Below are 17,147 nucleotides of genomic sequence, written 5' to 3'. Positions count from 1 at the left end.
CTGCGGCCGCCAAGCTCGTCCCCGCGGCGATGCCGGAGACGAGCCGGCCGGCCGGAGCGGTGCTCAGAGGGCGTACAGCGCGGCCCAGGTCTGCGGGCCGACGATGCCGTCCACCTTCAGGCCGAACGCACTTTGGACGTGCACCACGGCGGTCTCGGTCTCCGACCCGAAAACGCCGTCCACCGTGACGCCGAGCAGGCACTGTGCCTGGCGGACCGCGTCACCGGTGCTGCCGCGCTGGATGGTCGGCTGCGCGCTGGTGTACGCGCAGCCCGCGCTGCGGGAGGCAGGATCAGCGCCGGGGGAGGCGGGTTCGGCAACGGCGGGCCCGGCTGCGGCGGCCAGCACGGCGGTGGTGAGGGTGGCGGCGGCGATGAAGCGACGAAGAGCCATCGGTTTCTCCTGTCGAGGTGTGCGAACGGTGAGCTGTTTGCTCCCTGATCAGCAAGGTATGGGCCGCGTCTTCGAGGTTTCTGGAGGCTTTCTTCAGCGCTCGATCGTGCTGGAAATACTTGCGGCGGTGGGTCAGTCGCCGCGCGCCTCGAATCGCAGCGTGGTGGAACCGAGGCGGATGAGATCGCCGTCGTGCAGGGCCGTATCGGCCCCGATGAGGATGTCGTTGACGTAGACGCCGTTCGCCGAGTCGCGGTCCCGGATGAACACACCCTCGTCACGGTGCAGGATGCGCGCGTGCTTGCGGCTGACCCGGTTGTCGTCGTCGATGACCACGTCGTTGCCCGGCCCGCGGCCGATGCACAGTCCCGCGGCCGGGATGGGGATCGGCATGCCGCCGGCGCCACGCAGCCAGGCCTGTCGCCGCACACCGGGCGCGTCTCGCATCGTGGCGCGCTGCGCGGAGGTGCCATCGGGGAGCACCTGCTGGTTGCGCACCGCGTCCTCCAGCGCCACGGTCTGCGGATCGGGATCGACGCCATGCTCCTGCCGCAGGTTCCGGCGGATGCGCAGGCAGGCGGCCAGCGCGTCGGTCTGACGACCGGTCCGGTACAGGGCGGTGATCAGCAGCCGCCAGAGCTGCTCGTCCAGCGGGTAGTCGGCAGTGAGCGCGGTCAATTCGCCGATCGCCCCGGCGGCGCGACCGCAGGCGATGTCCGCCTCGATCCGATCGGCGACGGTGCAGCGCTGCAGCTCGCTCATCTTCACCGCGAAGTTCGCCGCGAACCGGAACTCGTGCAGGTCGGCGACCGCGTCGCCGCTCCACTCGGCCAGCGCGGCCGCGAAACGCCGCGATGCGCCCTCGAGATCGTCGGCGTTCCTCGACTCGACCCCGCGGGCGAGAGCGCGCTCGAACCGACCCAGGTCGCACTCGTCATCACCGATGTCGAGCTGGTAGCAGCCGCCGGTCACCGATCGCAGCAGTCCGTCGGCTCCCGCGCCGCGCAAGGCGGTGCGCAGATTCGAGACGTAGACGTACAGGTTGTTGACCGACCCGCTCGGCTCGTCGTCCCACAGTGCTTCGACGAGTTTCCCTTCGTCACCGGATTGCCGCGATTGATGACGAGGACGGCGAGCAGGGCGCGCACCTTGGTCCCGGAGAGGTCGATCGGGTGTCCGCCGACGAGCAGTTGCACCGGCCCCAGCACGCGCGCGTCGAGCGGAAGCCCTTGGCCGTGCGCGGATTCCACTGCCTATCCTCCCAAAGAGATTGCACGCGAGGCGGACTCGGCGCGGCAGTCGTGGCGAATGCGTACAGGATACGCGGTGCCGCCCGCCTACTCGAGTGCGCGAATCGGCCCTGCCCGACCGGCTTCACGGCGCTATTCTCGCCGGGGGAGTCGCTGAGGAGGATATCGGAGTGTCCGCTGCGGAACTGACGACCGGTACAGCGCTCGCGGGGTATGTGATCGAGAAGAAGCTCGGGTCCGGCGGTATGGGCACGGTCTATCTCGCGACGCATCCCAACCTGCCGAAACAGGTCGCACTCAAGGTACTCGCCGAGACCCACGACACCGCGGGATTCATCAACGAGGCACGGATGGCCGCGCAGCTCGAACACCCGAACATCGTGGACATCAAGGACTACGGGGAGGCGGATGGCGCCCTCTGGATGTCGATGCAGTATGTCCCGGGCGGCGATCTCGCTCAGGTGGTGGCCGGGCATCGCAGGGGCATCGCACCGGACCGTGCGTTGCACATCCTCACCGAGGTCGCGAAGGCGCTCGACTTCGCCCATGCGCGCGGTGTCGTTCATCGAGATATCAAGCCCGCCAATATCTTCCTCGCCCCTGGCGAAGGTGGCGTAGACCGGGTGCTGGTCGGCGACTTCGGCATCGCGCGGGATGTGGACGCCACCGTCACCGGGACGGCCAGCCGCACCGACGCGTACGCACCGCCAGAGCAGCGCGCGGTCGCCTTGGCCCAGCGCTGCCATTTCACCACCGCGGTGCCGACCGGCGACGGCTACCACGCGGTAGTGCCGAGTACCTCCGATGGCGGGCGGCGTTGTCTGCTGTCCTTTGCCGACTCCCATCCAACGGGATCGGCGGATCGGACCGCCGCACCCATCGAAGGGGTGCGTGCGCTGCAGGATGCATTGCGCCGCTGCTACCACCGCGAACTTCCCTCGGTAGACGGTATCTACAGCTCCGCGACCGGCCTGGCCGTCCTCTACGTGCAGGATCTGCACCGGATCGATCAGGACGGCGTCTTCGGTCCGCAGACTTCCGGTGTCATGCAGTGGCCGCAATTCCGTGACAGCGACGGCGAATTCGCCGCCTGCACCAGGATCGGGCCGCTGTAGCAGGGACGAACCCGGATTCCGATCCGACGCGTGAATAACTCACGAATGCACAACCCGGAGGCGTCCAACCCGGGTGCGCAGGAGCGACGTGCCGCGGATCCGACCGCCCGTACCTACCGCCGCGACCCCGTCGGCCCGTGAGTGGTGGCGCTTGGCGCGGTAGCACCGTAATTGACGCGATTTCGGACTCGAGGACTTGACGTAGATCACAATTTGATGTTGAGTTCAGTTTCAATCACCGCTCCTTGGGTGGTCCGCCCGACCTGGTCGGAGCCCCATCCGAGCCATGACCTCACGCCAAAGGGGAACCGCATGGCCTCACTGATCGCGGCCGGTCTCGGTCTGCCGCTCGGCCTCCCTTGGGCTTGCCGCTCGCCGGAGACCGCCCGGTTCACCTTCCGCGCTCTCGAACCGAGGGGGACATGCGGATGAAGGTCGATCCGGCAGCGTGGGAAGCGCTCGGTTCCCGGCGCATCGCGACGAACGGGATCGAACTACGGATCGTCGAACACGTAAAGGGACCGGTCGTAGTTCTCTGCCACGGGTTTCCCGAACTCGCGTTCTCATGGCCGCACCAGGTTTTCGCGCTTGCGGATGCCGGGTATCGCGTTATCGCCCCGGGTATGCGCGGTTACGGCGGTCAGTTCTCGGGGATCTGCGAGGTGGCGGGCGCCGGTCATTGGACTCAGCAGGAGCGACCCGAGGTAGTCGACGATGCGCTGGGGGAGTTCCTCGACTCCATTCAGGAATCGACCGAATCGACTGCACCGCCGCGTATTCGAGATTTCTCGAACGTGAGGTTCGAGGCACAGAGAAGAAGGAAAAAGATGAGGAAGACGATTGCAGCTGCGACGCTGCTGGTGTCGGCACTCGGCGTGACGGCAGGAACGGCGTCCGCCGCACCGGCCGATCCTGGGGCTGTCGGGTACAAGGTATCGGTCGGAGAGCGATCGACGATGATCGACGTCGAGACCGGCTCGCTTGCCGTCGAAGATGGCACCCTGATGATCAAGGCGCCCAACGGCGTTGTCATGGCTGGTTCGGAATTGTCCTTCCGGGTAGATGATTTCGTCTTCCCGATCGCCGCCGATATCCGCGACCGCACTGCTACGTTGACGCCGCGGTTCGACCTCGAGCACGCGGCCTACAAGCCGGTCGCCCTGCCCTACGAAGACCAGGCTCCCTGGAAGACCCAGTACGACCGGGAACAAGCCGCCTGGGCACGATTGTCCTCCACAATCCTCATGGGAGCGACGATCGGCACCGCTGTCGGCGGCATCGGCGGCGCGGCGGTCGGTTGCGTGCTGGGCGGGATCGCCGGGGCGACCGTCGCTTCCGCGGCGATCATCGGCTTGTTCGGGGCCTTCCTTCCAGCCGCCGCCATCGGATGTGTGGGGGGAATCCTCGCCCTCGGTGCGCTGGGGACGTTGGCGGGCCAGCTTCTCATCACCGCTCCCGTCGCGATCATGGCGGCTGTCCAGTATTTCACGACGATCAATCAGCCGATGCCATCCCCGGCGAAGTGACGCTACCTCGCACGTCACCCATCCCGTGACGCGATCTCTGCCCAGTCGGATTCCAACCCCGGCTGGGCAGGGCCCGGGTCTTGGAAGTTGGGCTGCGACGCGGACTGGAAGAGCCATGAACAAGGCAGAGGTCCCGCAGCGACTTGAAGGCGGGTTCAAATTCGACTAGCTTCGCGGTTACGAATCTATGTTCGAGCGATTGAGGTTGTCTCGATCCGATGGGTCGCCGGGCGGGTCGGAGCTGAGTACAGACCGACTACCGGTATGCGACGATCACTGAGAGAATCCAGGGCAGAGCAGGGAGGGTGGTTGATGGCCAGAACGGCCGACGACGAAGCGGCAGTAGGGGAGATCCCCTCGCTGGCCGATACTTCCGCCCTCCGGGAACCCCCTCTTACGGCCCGCGGTTTACGAACGCGGGCGGCGCTGGTGGCCGCGGCCCGAGTGGTGTTCGAACGCGACGGCTACCTCGACGCACGGCTCTCGGATATCACGGTCGAGGCGAAATGCTCCACGGGTAGTTTCTATACGTATTTCTCGAGTAAGGAAGAGATTCTCCAGGCGGTCCTCGAAGTCTCCCAGGACGACATGCTGCATCCGGGGATGCCGCGTCTGGGCGCCGAGGAGGCATCTCCGGTGGCGGTGATCGAGGCGAGCAACCGCGCCTACTTCGAGGCATACAAGCGAAACGCGAAGTTGATGCTGATCCTCGACCAGGTAGCAGCGATCGATCCGAAGTTTCGCGAAATGCGCCGACGCCGCGCACGTGCCTTCTCCGACCGCAACGCTCGATCCATCAGGGATCTCCAGGAACAGGGCCTCGCCGACCGCGAACTCGATCCCCAGGCCGCGTCACGTGCGCTGTCTGGCATGGTCGGCCGGATGGCGTACTACGCGTTCGCCCTCGAGGAAGAGGCTTCGCTCGACGATCTCGTTCGAACAGCTACGCGCCTGTGGACCAACGCACTGAAAATCGACGAGTCGGCTAGCTGACCGAATCGCTTCCGCTGCCACCTATTTCGCTCGCGAATGAACAGCGGGCAACCCTGGCGAGCACTCGGCCCGTTTCGGCGAGTGTATCGACCAGCGCATTCGGTAAGCGCGAACGTCGTCGTGCCGATTGAGCGCGATCTACATCGCCGGCCGGTAGTGAGCGTCCGACTCGCGGCCGGGGTTGGATCCGCGCTGCATTGGTGGCACGCCGCAGAGGCGGCATTCCATTGATGTGACTCACGTCATATGAACGGAATCGGCAGTGGCCTTGACCGCTATCCGGGCCATCCAGCATGGTGTCCGAAGCTAAGCAAGCGCTTAGTAAGCTCCACAAGAGTGGCAGTTTGGGCCATCGGAAAGAAATCACCCATGAAGAGGTTCGAAGGCAAAACCGCGATCGTCACCGGCGCCAGCCGGGGCATCGGGCTGGGCATCGCGCAGCGACTGGTCGAGGACGGCGCGAACGTCGTGATCACCGCACGCAAGCAGGAGGCCCTCGACGCAGCCGTCGAAGCGCTCGGCGGCCCGGACCGGGCGCTGGCGGTTGCCGGCCGCGCCGACGATGTCGACCATCAGGCCGAGACCGTCAAGCGCGCGATCGACGTCTTCGGCAGCGCCGACCTCCTGGTCAACAACACCGGCATCAACCCGGTCTTCGGCCCGATGGTCGAGCTGCCGCTCGATGCCGCTCGCAAGATAGTCGAGGTCAACTGCCTGGCCGCGCTGTCCTGGGTGCAACAGGCCTACCACGGGTGGATGAAGGAACACGGCGGCGCGGTCGTGAACGTCGCGTCGGTGGCAGGCGTCAAACCCGCCCCCGGCATCGGGTTCTACGGCTCGAGCAAGGCGATGCTCATCCACATCACGCAGGAACTCGCCGTCGAACTCGGCCCCGGTGTGCGAGTCAACGCCGTCGCGCCCGCTGTCGTGAAGACCAAGTTCGCCAGCGCGCTTTACGAGGGCAGGGAAGACGAAGTCGCTGCGGCGTACCCGCTCAATCGGCTGGGCGTACCCGAGGATATCGGTAGCGTCGTCGCATTCCTGCTCTCCGCGGATGCGAGCTGGCTGACCGGCCAGCTGCTGGTGGTAGACGGTGGGCTCACCCTGACCGGCGGGGTGTGACATGGTGCGCATGAAGGCGTGGCGGGTACACGAGCTGGGCGAGCCGAGTGCCGTCCTGCGGCTCGAAGACGTAGAGCGCCCGGAACCCGGCCCACGGCAAATCCTGGTACGGGTTACCGGCACCGCCGCCAACTTTCCCGATGTGCTGATGTGCCGCGGCCATTACCAGGTCAAACCGTCTTTGCCATTCACGCCCGGTGTCGAACTGTGCGGCGTAGTCGTCGCGGTGGGATCCGAGGTGACCGAGGTCTCGATCGGCGAACGTGTACTCGGCGGCACCGTTCTGCCGCACGGGGGATTCGCCGAATTCGCGATCATGGATGCGACTCAGTCGTTTCCGGCACCACAGTCGATGAACGATGCCGAAGCGGCGGCGTTGTATATCGGATATCAGACCGGATGGTTCGGATTGCATCGGCGAGCCGGACTGAAAGCGGGAGAAACACTGCTGGTACACGCCGCGGCGGGTGGAGTCGGCAGTGCCGCTGTTCAGCTCGGCAAGGCCGCGGGCGCCCAGGTGATCGGTGTCGTCGGTGGGGCCGAGAAGGCTTCCTATGCCAAAGAATTGGGCGCCGACGTGGTTATCGACCGTCATCGGGAGGACTTCGTCGAAGTAGTGAAAGACCTCACGAACGGCCGCGGCGCCGACGTGATCTACGACCCGGTCGGCGGTGATGTCTATCAGCGGTCCACGAAATGCATCGCTTTCGAAGGCCGGATCTTGGTCGTCGGTTTCGCGGGCGGCGACATCCAGCAGGCGGCACTGAACCACGCCCTGGTCAAGAACTATTCGATCGTCGGCCTGCATTGGGGCCTCTACAACACCTACGACGCCGCTTCGGTGTCCGAATGCCACAGCGCGCTGAGCACGCTCGCCGCCGAGGGGCTGATTCGGCCATTGGTGAGCGAACGACTGCAACTGGAACAGGTCGCCGACGGAGTACAGCGACTCGCGGACGGCAAGACCGTCGGCCGCGTGGTCTACGCGGCGTGAGTGTCCTTCTCCCTGAAAACACCCCTTGCTGAGGAGCACCAGATGAACAACGAGACCCAGCGGATCGCCATCGTCACCGGCGCGGGGCGAGGCATCGGAGCCGCCGTGGCCCGACGCCTCGCGAGCGACGGCATGGCAGTGGCGGTGCTCGATCTCGACGAAAGTGCCGGTAAGGCAATCGCTGACCAGATCGAGTCGGCGGGTGGACGCGCGCTCGCGGTCGGTGCCGATGTTGCCGACGAAGCCGCGGTGACACAGTGCGTCGACCGTGTCGTCACCGAACTCGGCCCCCCGACCGTGCTGGTCAACAACGCCGGGATCACCCGCGACAACCTGCTGTTCAAGATGACCACCGGCGACTGGGACGCCGTCATGAACGTGCACCTGCGCGGTTCGTTTCTCCTCTCCCGCGCCGCGCAAACACACATGATCGACCAGAAGTGGGGCCGCATCGTCAACCTCTCCAGCACATCGGCGCTGGGCAACCGCGGTCAAGCGAACTACGCAGCGGCCAAGGCCGGATTGCAGGGATTCACCAAGACCCTCGCGATCGAACTCGGCAAGTACGGGGTCACCGCGAACGCCATCGCCCCTGGCTTCATCGAGACGGAGATGACCGCCGCGACCGCCGAGCGCATGGGCATCCCCTTCGACGACTTCACGAAAGCGATCGCGGCGCAGACTCCGGTGGCCCGAACCGGCACCCCTGACGACATCGCCCACGCCGTCTCGTTCCTGGTGAGCGAAGGTGCGGGATTCGTTTCCGGCCAGGTGATCTACGTCGCCGGCGGACCTCGGAATTGACGCGGGAAGGAGCAGAAACGGTGCAGATATTCCACGGCCCGACCGAGCTGGAGTCCGCGGTCGGTACCCACCTCGGATTCAGCGATTGGCACACGATCACGCAAGAGCAGGTCGATCAGTTCGCGGAAGCGACCGGCGATCACCAGTGGATTCACGTCGACCCGGAGAAGGCGGCCGCGGGACCCTTCGGCACGACCGTCGCGCACGGGTTCCTCACGCTGTCCCTGGTGCCGATGCTGACCCAGCAGGTCTATACCGTGCAGGGCCTGTCCATGGCCGTCAACTATGGCACGGACAAAGTGCGGTTCCCCGCACCGGTTCTGGTCGGATCCAGGATCCGGGCGGGGGTCGAGTTCCTCTCGGTAACCGCAGGCGCCTCGGGCTGGCGGGCGGTCTCGCGCGTGACGATCGAGATCGAAGGCTCGAACAAGCCCGCCTGCGTGGCTGACTCCGTGGCGGTGCTGGTGCCCTGACACCCGCGTGCGGGACTCCGCGGATTGACCTGGTCCCGACCTGAACCGCCTGGCGGCATGGCCGGGGGAATCGACTAGTTGGCCCAAGGCGGCGTGAGGGTACTGCCGTCGGCGAGCTCGGCACTGAGGCCGACACGTGTAGTCACCCACATGTGTGCCGGCTCGTCGGTCGGATTGGCCACCGCTAGCGCGGAGCCTGCTGGAGCCACCGCCGCGTCACCGGCTCCGAGTTCGGCGGCCTCGCCGTCGATGGTGAACCGCAGTCGACCGGAGAGGACATAGAACGCTTCTTCGTGACTGATCACGTGCGCCAGCCCCGCGGTTCCCGCCGGGACTTCGGTGCGCCAGGCTGCGAGGTCCCGGCTGCCGGTGGCCGGGCTGACGTAGGACGTGAAGCGGGCGCCGTGGATCTCGTGAACGACGGCCTCGGTACTGCGGATGAAAGACATGCATACTCCATATGGTCAATCTGCTTGTCTATATAGACAAGCAGATTGACCAGCTACAGTCAAGCCATGGACGACGCCTTGGCCTTCTCCGCGCTCGTGCTCGCACTCTCGGGACAGTTGGTGCAGGAGATCCACGATCGGGTCTCAGAGCAGGGATTCGAGGGCCTGCGTCCGGCCCACGGGTTCGCCTTCGCCCGCATCTCCTTCGGCGGCGCCACCACGGCCGACCTCGCCGAACATTTGGGGGTGACGAAGCAGGCCGCCGCCCAACTGGTCAAGGAACTGGTCCGCAAGGGATATGTGCTGCGTCGACCGCATCCACACGATGCCCGCGCCAGGCTCCTGGAGCTGACCGAGGAGGGCTGGGCCGCCACCCGCGCCGCCGATCAGGCGGCTCGGGCTGCCGTCGCGCCCTGGCGAGAGGCGCTGGGCGAGGCACGCTTCAGGGAGCTCGTCGCCGATTTGGTCCAGATCGCGCCACAGGGACCGATCCGCCCCGCCTGGTGAGCAGGAGGCAACAGGAATCAACGAAGTTGAAATTGACGCCAGATTCAATTATTGTGCGGACTGAAGCCATGCCGGATAAGCCACGAGGAGGGCTCGGATAGTCAGCGCCGCCGGTTCGATTGTCGTGGGTCAGCTGCCGAAGGGCGTCACCGGAAAGATCCTGAAACGCGCCATCGGCTGGAACTTGCAGGCAGACCGACACCGAACCATCCCCCGGACAGCGCGAGGTTATCCGCGACGTCATCGCCGCAGCGGTGCGGAACTCACCGCCGATCACGAGGAGTTCGATGTTCGAGTTTTCCGATACAGCCCGCAAATACCAGGAGGAACTGCTCGCCTTCATGGACGAGCATGTCTACCCCGCCGAGCCGGTCTACGAGGCACAGATGGAGGAGTCGGGTGATCCGCATTTCCACCCGCCCATCCTGGAGCAGCTCAAGACCGAGGCGAGGAAACGCGGTCTGTGGAATCTGTTTCACCCGCATCCGGAATGGGGGCCCGGCCTGACCAATCTGGAGTACGCGCCGCTGGCCGAAATCATGGGCCGCAGTGTGCATCTGGCTCCCGAAGCCACCAACTGTAATGCCCCGGACACCGGCAATATGGAAGTCCTCACCCTTTTCGGCACGGCCGAACACAAGCAGACGTGGCTCCAGCCGCTACTGGACGGCACGATCGCGTCGGCGTTCGCGATGACCGAGCCGGAAGTCGCCAGTTCCGACGCCACCAACATACAATTGCGGATGGAGCGCGACGGCGACGAATACGTCCTCAACGGCCGAAAATGGTGGACTTCCAACGCCATGCACAAGAACTGCAAGGTGCTCATCGTGATGGGCAAGACCGATCCCGCGGCGCCCCCGCATCGCCAGCAGAGCATGATGGTCGTCCCGATCGACACGCCAGGGGTTACCGTCCTGCGCAATCTGCCGGTCTTCGGGTACCAGGATAGGGAAGGGCACGCCGAGGTCGTATTCGAGAATGTCCGGGTGCCACGAACGGCACTGCTGGCCGGCGAGGGTGACGGGTTCATGATCAGCCAGGCTCGGCTCGGGCCCGGCCGGATCCACCATTGCATGCGGTCTATCGGAATGGCCGAACGCGCGCTGGATCTGATGATCGATCGAGCGCAGGCACGAACGACTTTCGGTGAGCCGGTAGCCAACCGCGCCAATATTCAGGACTGGATCGCCGAGTCGCGCATCGAGCTCGAGATGGTCCGCCTGCTGACTCTGAAGGCGGCGTATCTGATGGACACCGTCGGAAATCGCAACGCGCGCATCGAGATTGCGGCGATCAAGGTGGCGGCGCCGCAAGTCGCCCTGAAGGTGATCGACCGGGCTATCCAGGTTCACGGCGGCGGTGGTGTCTCCGACGACTTCCCGCTGGCGAACATGTATGCCCTCCAGCGGACTTTGCGTCTGGCCGATGGTCCCGACGAGGTCCACAAGCGAACGATCGCGCAGATGGAGTTGCGCCGCCGGGACCCCGCTTGGGGTCGGAGCGCGTAACTACCGGCATCGACCCATCACCCGTCGGCGACCCGGAACTCGGCGCGCTCTGATCGGAAATCCTCGGCAGGCAATGCGCCGGGATCGACAGCACATCGACTTGCAGGAGAGGAAAACACGTGACGAAGACCCAGCAGGTGCGCCTTGCCAAAAGGCCCTCCGGGAAGCTCGAGGCCGATACCTGGAATGTGACGACCGAGGAACTTCCCGCCATCACGGCCGGTCAGATTCTGGTGAAGGTCGACTACATCTCGCTGGACCCGGCTATGCGTGGCTGGTTGAACGATGTGCGTTCATATGTACCGCCGGTGGGTATCGGAGAGGTCATGCGGTCACTGGACATCGCGACGGTCGTCGAGTCCTCGCACCCGGATTTCGCCGTCGGGGACACCGTGAGCGGCACGTTCGGAGTGACCGAGTACGCAATCAGTGACGGCCGGAATGTACAGCGGGTCGATCTCGGCATTGCGGCGGGGCCGACCTGGCTCGGCACACTCGGAATGCCTGGAATGACAGCGTATTTCGGACTGCTCGAGGTCGGCAAGTTGCGCGCCGGTGACACCGTCGTGGTGTCCGCGGCCGCCGGGGCGGTCGGCAGCGTCGCAGGCCAGATCGCAAAGGCAAAGGGAGCGAAGGTCATCGGCATTGCGGGCGGCGAGGACAAATGCCGTGTGCTGACCGAAGAGCTCGGGTTCGATGCGGCGATCGACTACCGGAACGAGAACGTCCTCCGACGGCTTCGAGAGGTTGCGCCCGACGGGATCGATGTGTACTTCGACAATGTGGGCGGGGAAATCCTGGATGCCGCGCTCGCCAATCTCCGGCGCGGCGCCCGGGTGGTGATCTGCGGTGCGATATCGGCGTACAACGAGGAGAAGCTGCCGCCGGGACCTTCCCGCTACATGTCCCTGCTGGTCTATCGGGCATCAATGACGGGGTTCGTGGTGTTCGACTACGCCGACCGCTACGGTGAGGCGATCAGCGAGATCTCGGAGTGGGTGTCCGCGGGCCGTATCAAGAGCATGGAGCACATCGTCGAGGGTGGGGTCGCGCAGTTCGGCGAGACGCTCGACATGCTGTTCACGGGAGCGAACAAAGGAAAGCTCGTACTCGCTCTGTGACGAGGCTGCTCGTGGGATCCTGTGACGCCCGTTTGCCCGCCGATGTGGATCCGGTGAGCGGCAGCACGTAGGCCGGGACCCGTCTCAGGGGGAAGTGGTGCCACTCGGACGGCGTGCGCCGACGATGCGCAGCGCGAGGTCCGCGTAGAAGTCGGCGATGTCCTCGGGAGACCACGAGCCGTCCTCGTGATACCAGCGAGCGATGTCGACACCGAGCGACAGAAGAGCGGTAGCGGCCATATGCGGATCCGGTGTGTTGAATACGCCGGTCTCGACGCCATCTGCGATCAGGCTGCGGAGCTCGTCGTGAATGTCGCGGCGGAGATCCTTGATCTCCTGCTGATGCGGCGCGTCGAGGGCGGCGAGTTCGTAGTTCACCACGCGAGCGATGACATGAGCCTTGGCATGGTGTTCAGCGAAGTCATGCATGACCGCGATCAATTGATCGGTGGGGTCCTCGGCCGAGCCGATGGCGGTACGCACCAGATCCAGCGTGGCCTGATGCCCGGTCTTCGAGATCTGATAGAGCAGTTCTTCCTTGGAACGATGGTGCACGTAGATGGCCGCGGTGCTCAAACCTGCGATAGAAGTGATATCGCGCGTTGTCGACCCGTGGAAGCCTCGTTGCGCGAAGGCGATCGCGGCAGCGTCGAGTAGTCGAGAGCGGGTTTCGTTCGCTCGTGGGCGGTCCTCGGCATCGGTCACCCGGATAGTCTCTCACCTGCGTGCCTGGCGGTCGGTGGCCCGCGTCAATCGGTCACACCCACCGCCCTCGGCGTCCAGGGCGCGGAGCCCTGAACGCCGACAGCTTCTGGAGTAGCGATTACCGGCTCAGACGAGATCGGTCAGGGCTGGACGGATGCGGAGACCTGCCCGCCAATCGTCGCGGACTGCTTGGGCGCAACGGTTTCCGGCAGCGCCCAGGCGCTGCCGAGAGTGCACAGCGCCATGATCATAAGGAAAGCGGAGACCGCCGCGGTCGATTCTGTCGCTGCGAGCAGCGCGGTCATCAGGAATGGGGTGCCACCACTGACCAGGATCGCGGCCAACTGGTAGGCCAGCGTTATGCCCGAGTAGCGAACCCGGGGCTCGAACAGTTCGGCAAGATACGCCGCTAGCGGGCCATACACCAGGCCGGAGCCGATGCCTGTGCCAACTACGGACGCGACCAGGATCCCGGTGAGCGAGCCTGTGTCCACCAGCCAGAAGTAGGGGAATGCCCAAAGCGCCATGATCGCTGCGCCGGTCAGCATCAACGGGCGGCGACCCATGCGGTCGGACAGCGAGCCGGCAAGATAGATGACCGGCACGCTGATCGCGGAGGAGATCAGGGAGACCGCCAACACGCTATTACGCTCCAGTCCGAGTTCCCGGACACCATAGTCGAGCACACCCGCAACGCTGATGTAGAACATGGCGTTCGTTCCGAACAGCAGGCCTGCGCCGAGCAGCACCTGCTTCCGGTGCTTCCGCAGCACTTCGAGAATCGGGGCCTGCGCGATCGCCGTCGAGGCTTCGTCGGCACGGGTTTGGAGCCGACGGAATTCAGGGGAGTCCTCGATGCGGAGTTGAATGAACAGCACCACAAGAAACAGCACGGCGCTGGACAGGAAAGGGATGCGCCAACCCCAGGCCAGGAAGTCGGCCCCTTTGACGAGTGCGCCGACCAGAAGAAAAGCACCCGTGCCGAGCAGCAGGCCGAACGGTACGCCCATCTGGCCGAAGGTGCCCGCTTGGCCTCTGCGGTTGGGCTTGGTGGTTTCCGTGAGAAGCAGGGTCACCCCGCCCCACTGGCCGCCGACGGCGATGCCCTGGAGGAACCGCAATGTAACCAGCAGAATCGGCGCGGCAACCCCGGCCGATTGAGCGGTCGGCAGCATACCGATCGCGCAGGTGGATACCGCGACAAGGATCAGGCAGGAGACCAGTGCCGGCTTACGGCCGAAAGTGTCGCCGATGTGTCCGAACAGCAGTCCGCCCAGGGGCCGGGCGACGAAGCCCGCCCAGAACGTGCTGAAGGACAGCAACGTACCCATCAGTGGCGACGAATCGGGAAAGAACAGCTTGCCGAATACCAGGGCAGCAGCCGTTCCGTAGATGAAAAAGTCGTACCATTCGATCGAACTGCCGATCAGGGCAGCGGCCATGAGTCGCCGTAATTTCTTTTGATCCGGTCTGCCGGAATCTGTGTTCGGAGTCATACCTATCTCCAATTCGAGAACGAACCTGATGTGACGCTGGTCACGGTCAGTGGGCGGCACGTTACTTGAAGTTGACTTCGAATTCAACTGCTGCGCGCACGCATCGCCGACTGCCCCGGAGCACAGGAGCCATCCCGGTCAGGTTCCCGAACCGCGCCAGTGACCGGCTGAGCGCCCGGAATCGGCGCATCGACCACGTGGGATGGGGCCGCCGTGGCAGTCCGAGATCCGGGCCGGTAACGCTCGCATCCCCAGCTACGACCTCCTTGGTGACGCATGGCTTCGTCGGGGGGCCTGTTCGTCCTTTTTTATTGGAGATCGAATGGGGATCAGGACGTGGCTTTTCGCGAGTTCATTGCGCGGCATCGCATCGCTTCGGCCGTTGTCGCGCCGGCAGTGCTGGGGGTGACGGCTGTCGTCGCCGCCTCATGGGCACTGACATCGGCGCCGCACACCGAGGATACGCAGCTCAAGGCATCCGTCACGGAGTGCCACGACATGGTGACCATCTCGGTGGCCGGCCGCGGCGACACTCCTGTCGCGGGCACCACCAAGCTGCTTGTCGATGCCAACGGTCAGGCATTGCCCGCCGCGCTGTCCGGCGACCACAGCAGCGAGTGGGTCGATCCGGTCGTCAACGCGCCGGCCGGCGCAGTCGATCCCGGCTCGTATGCCGCTGTCTACATTGCGTACCCGGCGAACATGGCCACCTACGAAGACGCCGTCACCGCCGGTGTCGCGAATACCGAACAGGTGATGCGGGAGATCTCGAGGGCATGTCCCGACACCAAGTTCTCGATCGTCGGGTACAGCGAGGGCGCCGACGTCGTCCGCCGCGTCGCGATGGAGATCGGACATCAGGAGACCGACGGGGACGGTGCATACGGGATCGTCGATCCGGCCGATGTCGTCGGTGTCGTCATCCTGGCCGACTCGGGGCGCTCGGCGGGAGACGGGCCATTCCCCGGTTCGAAGGACCCGTTCGGCAATCCCGACGGCTTCGATCAGCAATATCAGAACGGCGCGAAGCCGGTGCCCGGTCAGGGTGCGCTGCCGGGAACCAGTGGCGACTTCGGTGCGCTGAACGGCAAGATCGCGTCGTTCTGCTCCGACGGCGATCTCACCTGCGCGGCGCCGGAGAACATCTCACTGCTGCAGTTGGTGGTCAACGTGGGCCGGCAGTTGAACGTCGACGCGCTCGAAAAAGACGGGCTCACACCGGCGACAGGGCAGGACGTCGCTGTTGTCCTCAGTCGTATCGCGTTCGCGGCGTTCGCGGACATTCAGTCGCAGCCGAACTGGATGCAAAGCGACGAGACGTTTCTCCAGGTCCTGCTGAGGGTGTCGGATCCGGCATACAGGCCGGGTGAGACGCCGAAAGCCCCGGCGAAGGCGGAGTCGATCGCCACGAACGAGATGTCGCCGCTGGCCTACCTGCCGCAGAAGGTGCTGAACGAGATCATCGGTCTCATCGTGACGAACCAGAACACGATCCCGGTGATCATGAGCGACCCGTACCAGCAAACGCTGGGGCCGAACCACACCGGTCACCACTTCGACTACTGGCGTGACGCCGATCCTGCCGACGGCAAGCCGCTGACCTCCGCCGAGTACGCGGCTGCCTGGCTCACGCACCTGGCGAAGCAGGCGCAGGCGGGTAAGCCCGTCGACACGACCGCCAAGCCGGAATCGGCGGATCTCGCCGCCGTGTACAAGGCGGTGGCGACGTCCTCCGCGGCGCCGACGAGTGAACCGGCCAAGAGCACGGCCGCGTCAGCGACCACTACTGCCCCCGCGAAGACCGATGTCAGCAGCACGACGGCGAGCCCGGTGCCGACGACTTCGGCACCGGCGTCCGAGACCCCGAGTGCCTCGGCCACACCGCAGGTGACGACCCCACCGGCCTCATCTTCGGCCGCGGCACCCACCAAGACCACAGATCCCACTACCACGACAACGGGATCCCCGGCGCCGACCACGACCAGCGCCGGCCCGAGGACATCGAATTAACGGTCGCGTCGGTTCCATCGGCCCGCGATGATAGTTGCCAGGCGCGTCCCGCGATCCGCGCCTCGCAGCGCGTCCGGGGCGTCTGCGGCGAGATCGGCGCAGGCCCGACGGACATCGACGAAGGCGCACCTCGCCGCGGTCAGTCGTCAGCGCGGTGCGGCGGGCGCGCGTTCGGCCGGGCTGAACCGAGGTGAGCTCGAGCGCATTTCCGGAAATCCGCGACCAGGCGGCTGTTGTCGTCGGCGCGGGTCGCCACCACGACGTGGCCCGGCTCCACGTCTTCGAGCGGAACGGTAGTCAGGTCGGGGCGAAGGGTTTTGGTGTGCCCTCCGGTGGGCACGATCGCCACTGCCTGCCCGGCTGCGATGAGTTCGAATTTGTCCTCGACGGACATGACGAGAGGACCGTCGGGCGCTCTGTGGCCGTCGAGCCGGGGGTCGATGCGCCAGAAGGCATTCCAGGCCGGATCGTGCACTCGGGGTAGCGGTTCGTCGTAGTGAACCGTTACGTGCAGCTGGTCGGTGGCGAACGGCAACCGGGTGACCGCCGACCGCCGATCGCCTGCTGCGGGTGGCGGAGATCGCTGAGCATGTCGATGTGCTGGATTGCATTCGAGGTGCGGGTGCCGAGCTGGAAGCCCGCGGCCGGTGGGTCCGGTGCTGATCGTGGCCGGTGGGC

The 17,147-nt window shown here is 65.4% G+C and carries 17 protein-coding genes and 1 pseudogene; 12 read left to right on the top strand and 6 right to left on the bottom strand.

Annotated elements, in window-relative coordinates; all coding sequences use genetic code 11:
- Positions 1-63 precede the first annotated feature (63 nt).
- A complete protein-coding gene (locus OHA40_RS34850) occupies positions 64-393 on the bottom strand; it encodes a peptidoglycan-binding domain-containing protein (protein ID WP_442943868.1) in 330 nt (109 codons plus the stop codon).
- A gap of 132 nt (positions 394-525) precedes the next feature.
- Entirely contained in the window at positions 526-1,401 is an 876-nt protein-coding gene (locus OHA40_RS32850; RefSeq protein WP_330230679.1) for a BTAD domain-containing putative transcriptional regulator, read from the bottom strand.
- A 412-nt stretch (positions 1,402-1,813) separates the two neighbouring features.
- On the opposite strand from OHA40_RS32850, the gene OHA40_RS32845 reads away from it, so the two are divergent.
- The 8 genes and pseudogenes from OHA40_RS32845 (at position 1,814) to OHA40_RS32810 (ending at position 8,670) form a co-directional block, all read left to right on the top strand.
- A complete protein-coding gene (locus tag OHA40_RS32845) occupies positions 1,814-2,758 on the top strand; it encodes a serine/threonine-protein kinase (RefSeq protein WP_330230678.1) in 945 nt (314 codons plus the stop codon).
- Positions 2,759-3,180: 422 nt separating this feature from the next.
- Positions 3,181-3,399: pseudogene (locus OHA40_RS32840) on the top strand (alpha/beta fold hydrolase); the annotation flags it as partial.
- 186 nt (positions 3,400-3,585) lie between these two features.
- Positions 3,586-4,284 carry a hypothetical protein gene (locus OHA40_RS32835; RefSeq protein WP_330234465.1) on the top strand — a complete coding sequence of 233 codons (699 nt, stop codon included), beginning with the start codon at positions 3,586-3,588 and terminating at the stop codon, positions 4,282-4,284.
- A gap of 312 nt (positions 4,285-4,596) precedes the next feature.
- Positions 4,597-5,277 carry a TetR/AcrR family transcriptional regulator gene (locus OHA40_RS32830; protein ID WP_330230677.1) on the top strand — a complete coding sequence of 227 codons (681 nt, stop codon included), beginning with the start codon at positions 4,597-4,599 and terminating at the stop codon, positions 5,275-5,277.
- A 369-nt stretch (positions 5,278-5,646) separates the two neighbouring features.
- Positions 5,647-6,399, top strand: coding sequence for an SDR family oxidoreductase (locus OHA40_RS32825; protein WP_330230676.1), 753 nt, complete (start codon positions 5,647-5,649; stop codon positions 6,397-6,399).
- Positions 6,400-6,409: 10 nt separating this feature from the next.
- Complete coding sequence (locus tag OHA40_RS32820; RefSeq protein ID WP_330234464.1) at positions 6,410-7,393, top strand: NADPH:quinone oxidoreductase family protein; 984 nt, start codon at positions 6,410-6,412, stop codon at positions 7,391-7,393.
- A gap of 42 nt (positions 7,394-7,435) precedes the next feature.
- Entirely contained in the window at positions 7,436-8,197 is a 762-nt protein-coding gene (fabG, locus tag OHA40_RS32815; RefSeq protein ID WP_330230675.1) for a 3-oxoacyl-ACP reductase FabG, read from the top strand.
- A gap of 20 nt (positions 8,198-8,217) precedes the next feature.
- On the top strand, positions 8,218-8,670 hold the full coding sequence (locus OHA40_RS32810; RefSeq protein WP_330230674.1) for a MaoC family dehydratase: 453 nt from the start codon (positions 8,218-8,220) through the stop codon (positions 8,668-8,670).
- Positions 8,671-8,744: 74 nt separating this feature from the next.
- Here OHA40_RS32810 and OHA40_RS32805 read toward each other — a convergent pair whose 3' ends face one another.
- Entirely contained in the window at positions 8,745-9,119 is a 375-nt protein-coding gene (locus OHA40_RS32805) for a cupin domain-containing protein (protein ID WP_330230673.1), read from the bottom strand.
- A gap of 66 nt (positions 9,120-9,185) precedes the next feature.
- On the opposite strand from OHA40_RS32805, the gene OHA40_RS32800 reads away from it, so the two are divergent.
- From OHA40_RS32800 to OHA40_RS32790, 3 genes are all read left to right on the top strand, one after another.
- Positions 9,186-9,626, top strand: coding sequence for a MarR family winged helix-turn-helix transcriptional regulator (locus tag OHA40_RS32800; RefSeq protein ID WP_330230672.1), 441 nt, complete (start codon positions 9,186-9,188; stop codon positions 9,624-9,626).
- A gap of 287 nt (positions 9,627-9,913) precedes the next feature.
- Complete coding sequence (locus OHA40_RS32795) at positions 9,914-11,137, top strand: acyl-CoA dehydrogenase family protein (RefSeq protein WP_330230671.1); 1,224 nt, start codon at positions 9,914-9,916, stop codon at positions 11,135-11,137.
- Between the two features lie 119 nt (positions 11,138-11,256).
- On the top strand, positions 11,257-12,258 hold the full coding sequence (locus OHA40_RS32790) for an NADP-dependent oxidoreductase (protein WP_330230670.1): 1,002 nt from the start codon (positions 11,257-11,259) through the stop codon (positions 12,256-12,258).
- An 84-nt stretch (positions 12,259-12,342) separates the two neighbouring features.
- Here the strand turns inward: OHA40_RS32790 and OHA40_RS32785 are convergent, their stop codons facing one another.
- Both OHA40_RS32785 and OHA40_RS32780 read right to left on the bottom strand, forming a co-directional pair.
- Positions 12,343-12,963 carry a TetR/AcrR family transcriptional regulator gene (locus OHA40_RS32785; RefSeq protein WP_330230669.1) on the bottom strand — a complete coding sequence of 207 codons (621 nt, stop codon included), beginning with the start codon at positions 12,961-12,963 and terminating at the stop codon, positions 12,343-12,345.
- Positions 12,964-13,103: 140 nt separating this feature from the next.
- A complete protein-coding gene (locus OHA40_RS32780) occupies positions 13,104-14,459 on the bottom strand; it encodes an MFS transporter (protein ID WP_330230668.1) in 1,356 nt (451 codons plus the stop codon).
- A 336-nt stretch (positions 14,460-14,795) separates the two neighbouring features.
- On the opposite strand from OHA40_RS32780, the gene OHA40_RS32775 reads away from it, so the two are divergent.
- A complete protein-coding gene (locus OHA40_RS32775; RefSeq protein WP_330230667.1) occupies positions 14,796-16,469 on the top strand; it encodes a cutinase family protein in 1,674 nt (557 codons plus the stop codon).
- 139 nt (positions 16,470-16,608) lie between these two features.
- Here the strand turns inward: OHA40_RS32775 and OHA40_RS32770 are convergent, their stop codons facing one another.
- The gene (locus OHA40_RS32770) at positions 16,609-17,004 is read right to left on the bottom strand and encodes a hypothetical protein (protein ID WP_442943867.1); all 396 of its coding nucleotides are present in this window, start codon (positions 17,002-17,004) and stop codon (positions 16,609-16,611) included.
- Positions 17,005-17,147: the final 143 nt, after the last annotated feature.

The organism is Nocardia sp. NBC_00508 (assembly GCF_036346875.1).
GTDB lineage: Bacteria > Actinomycetota > Actinomycetes > Mycobacteriales > Mycobacteriaceae > Nocardia.
This window is presented reverse-complemented; position numbering and strand designations above follow the sequence as displayed.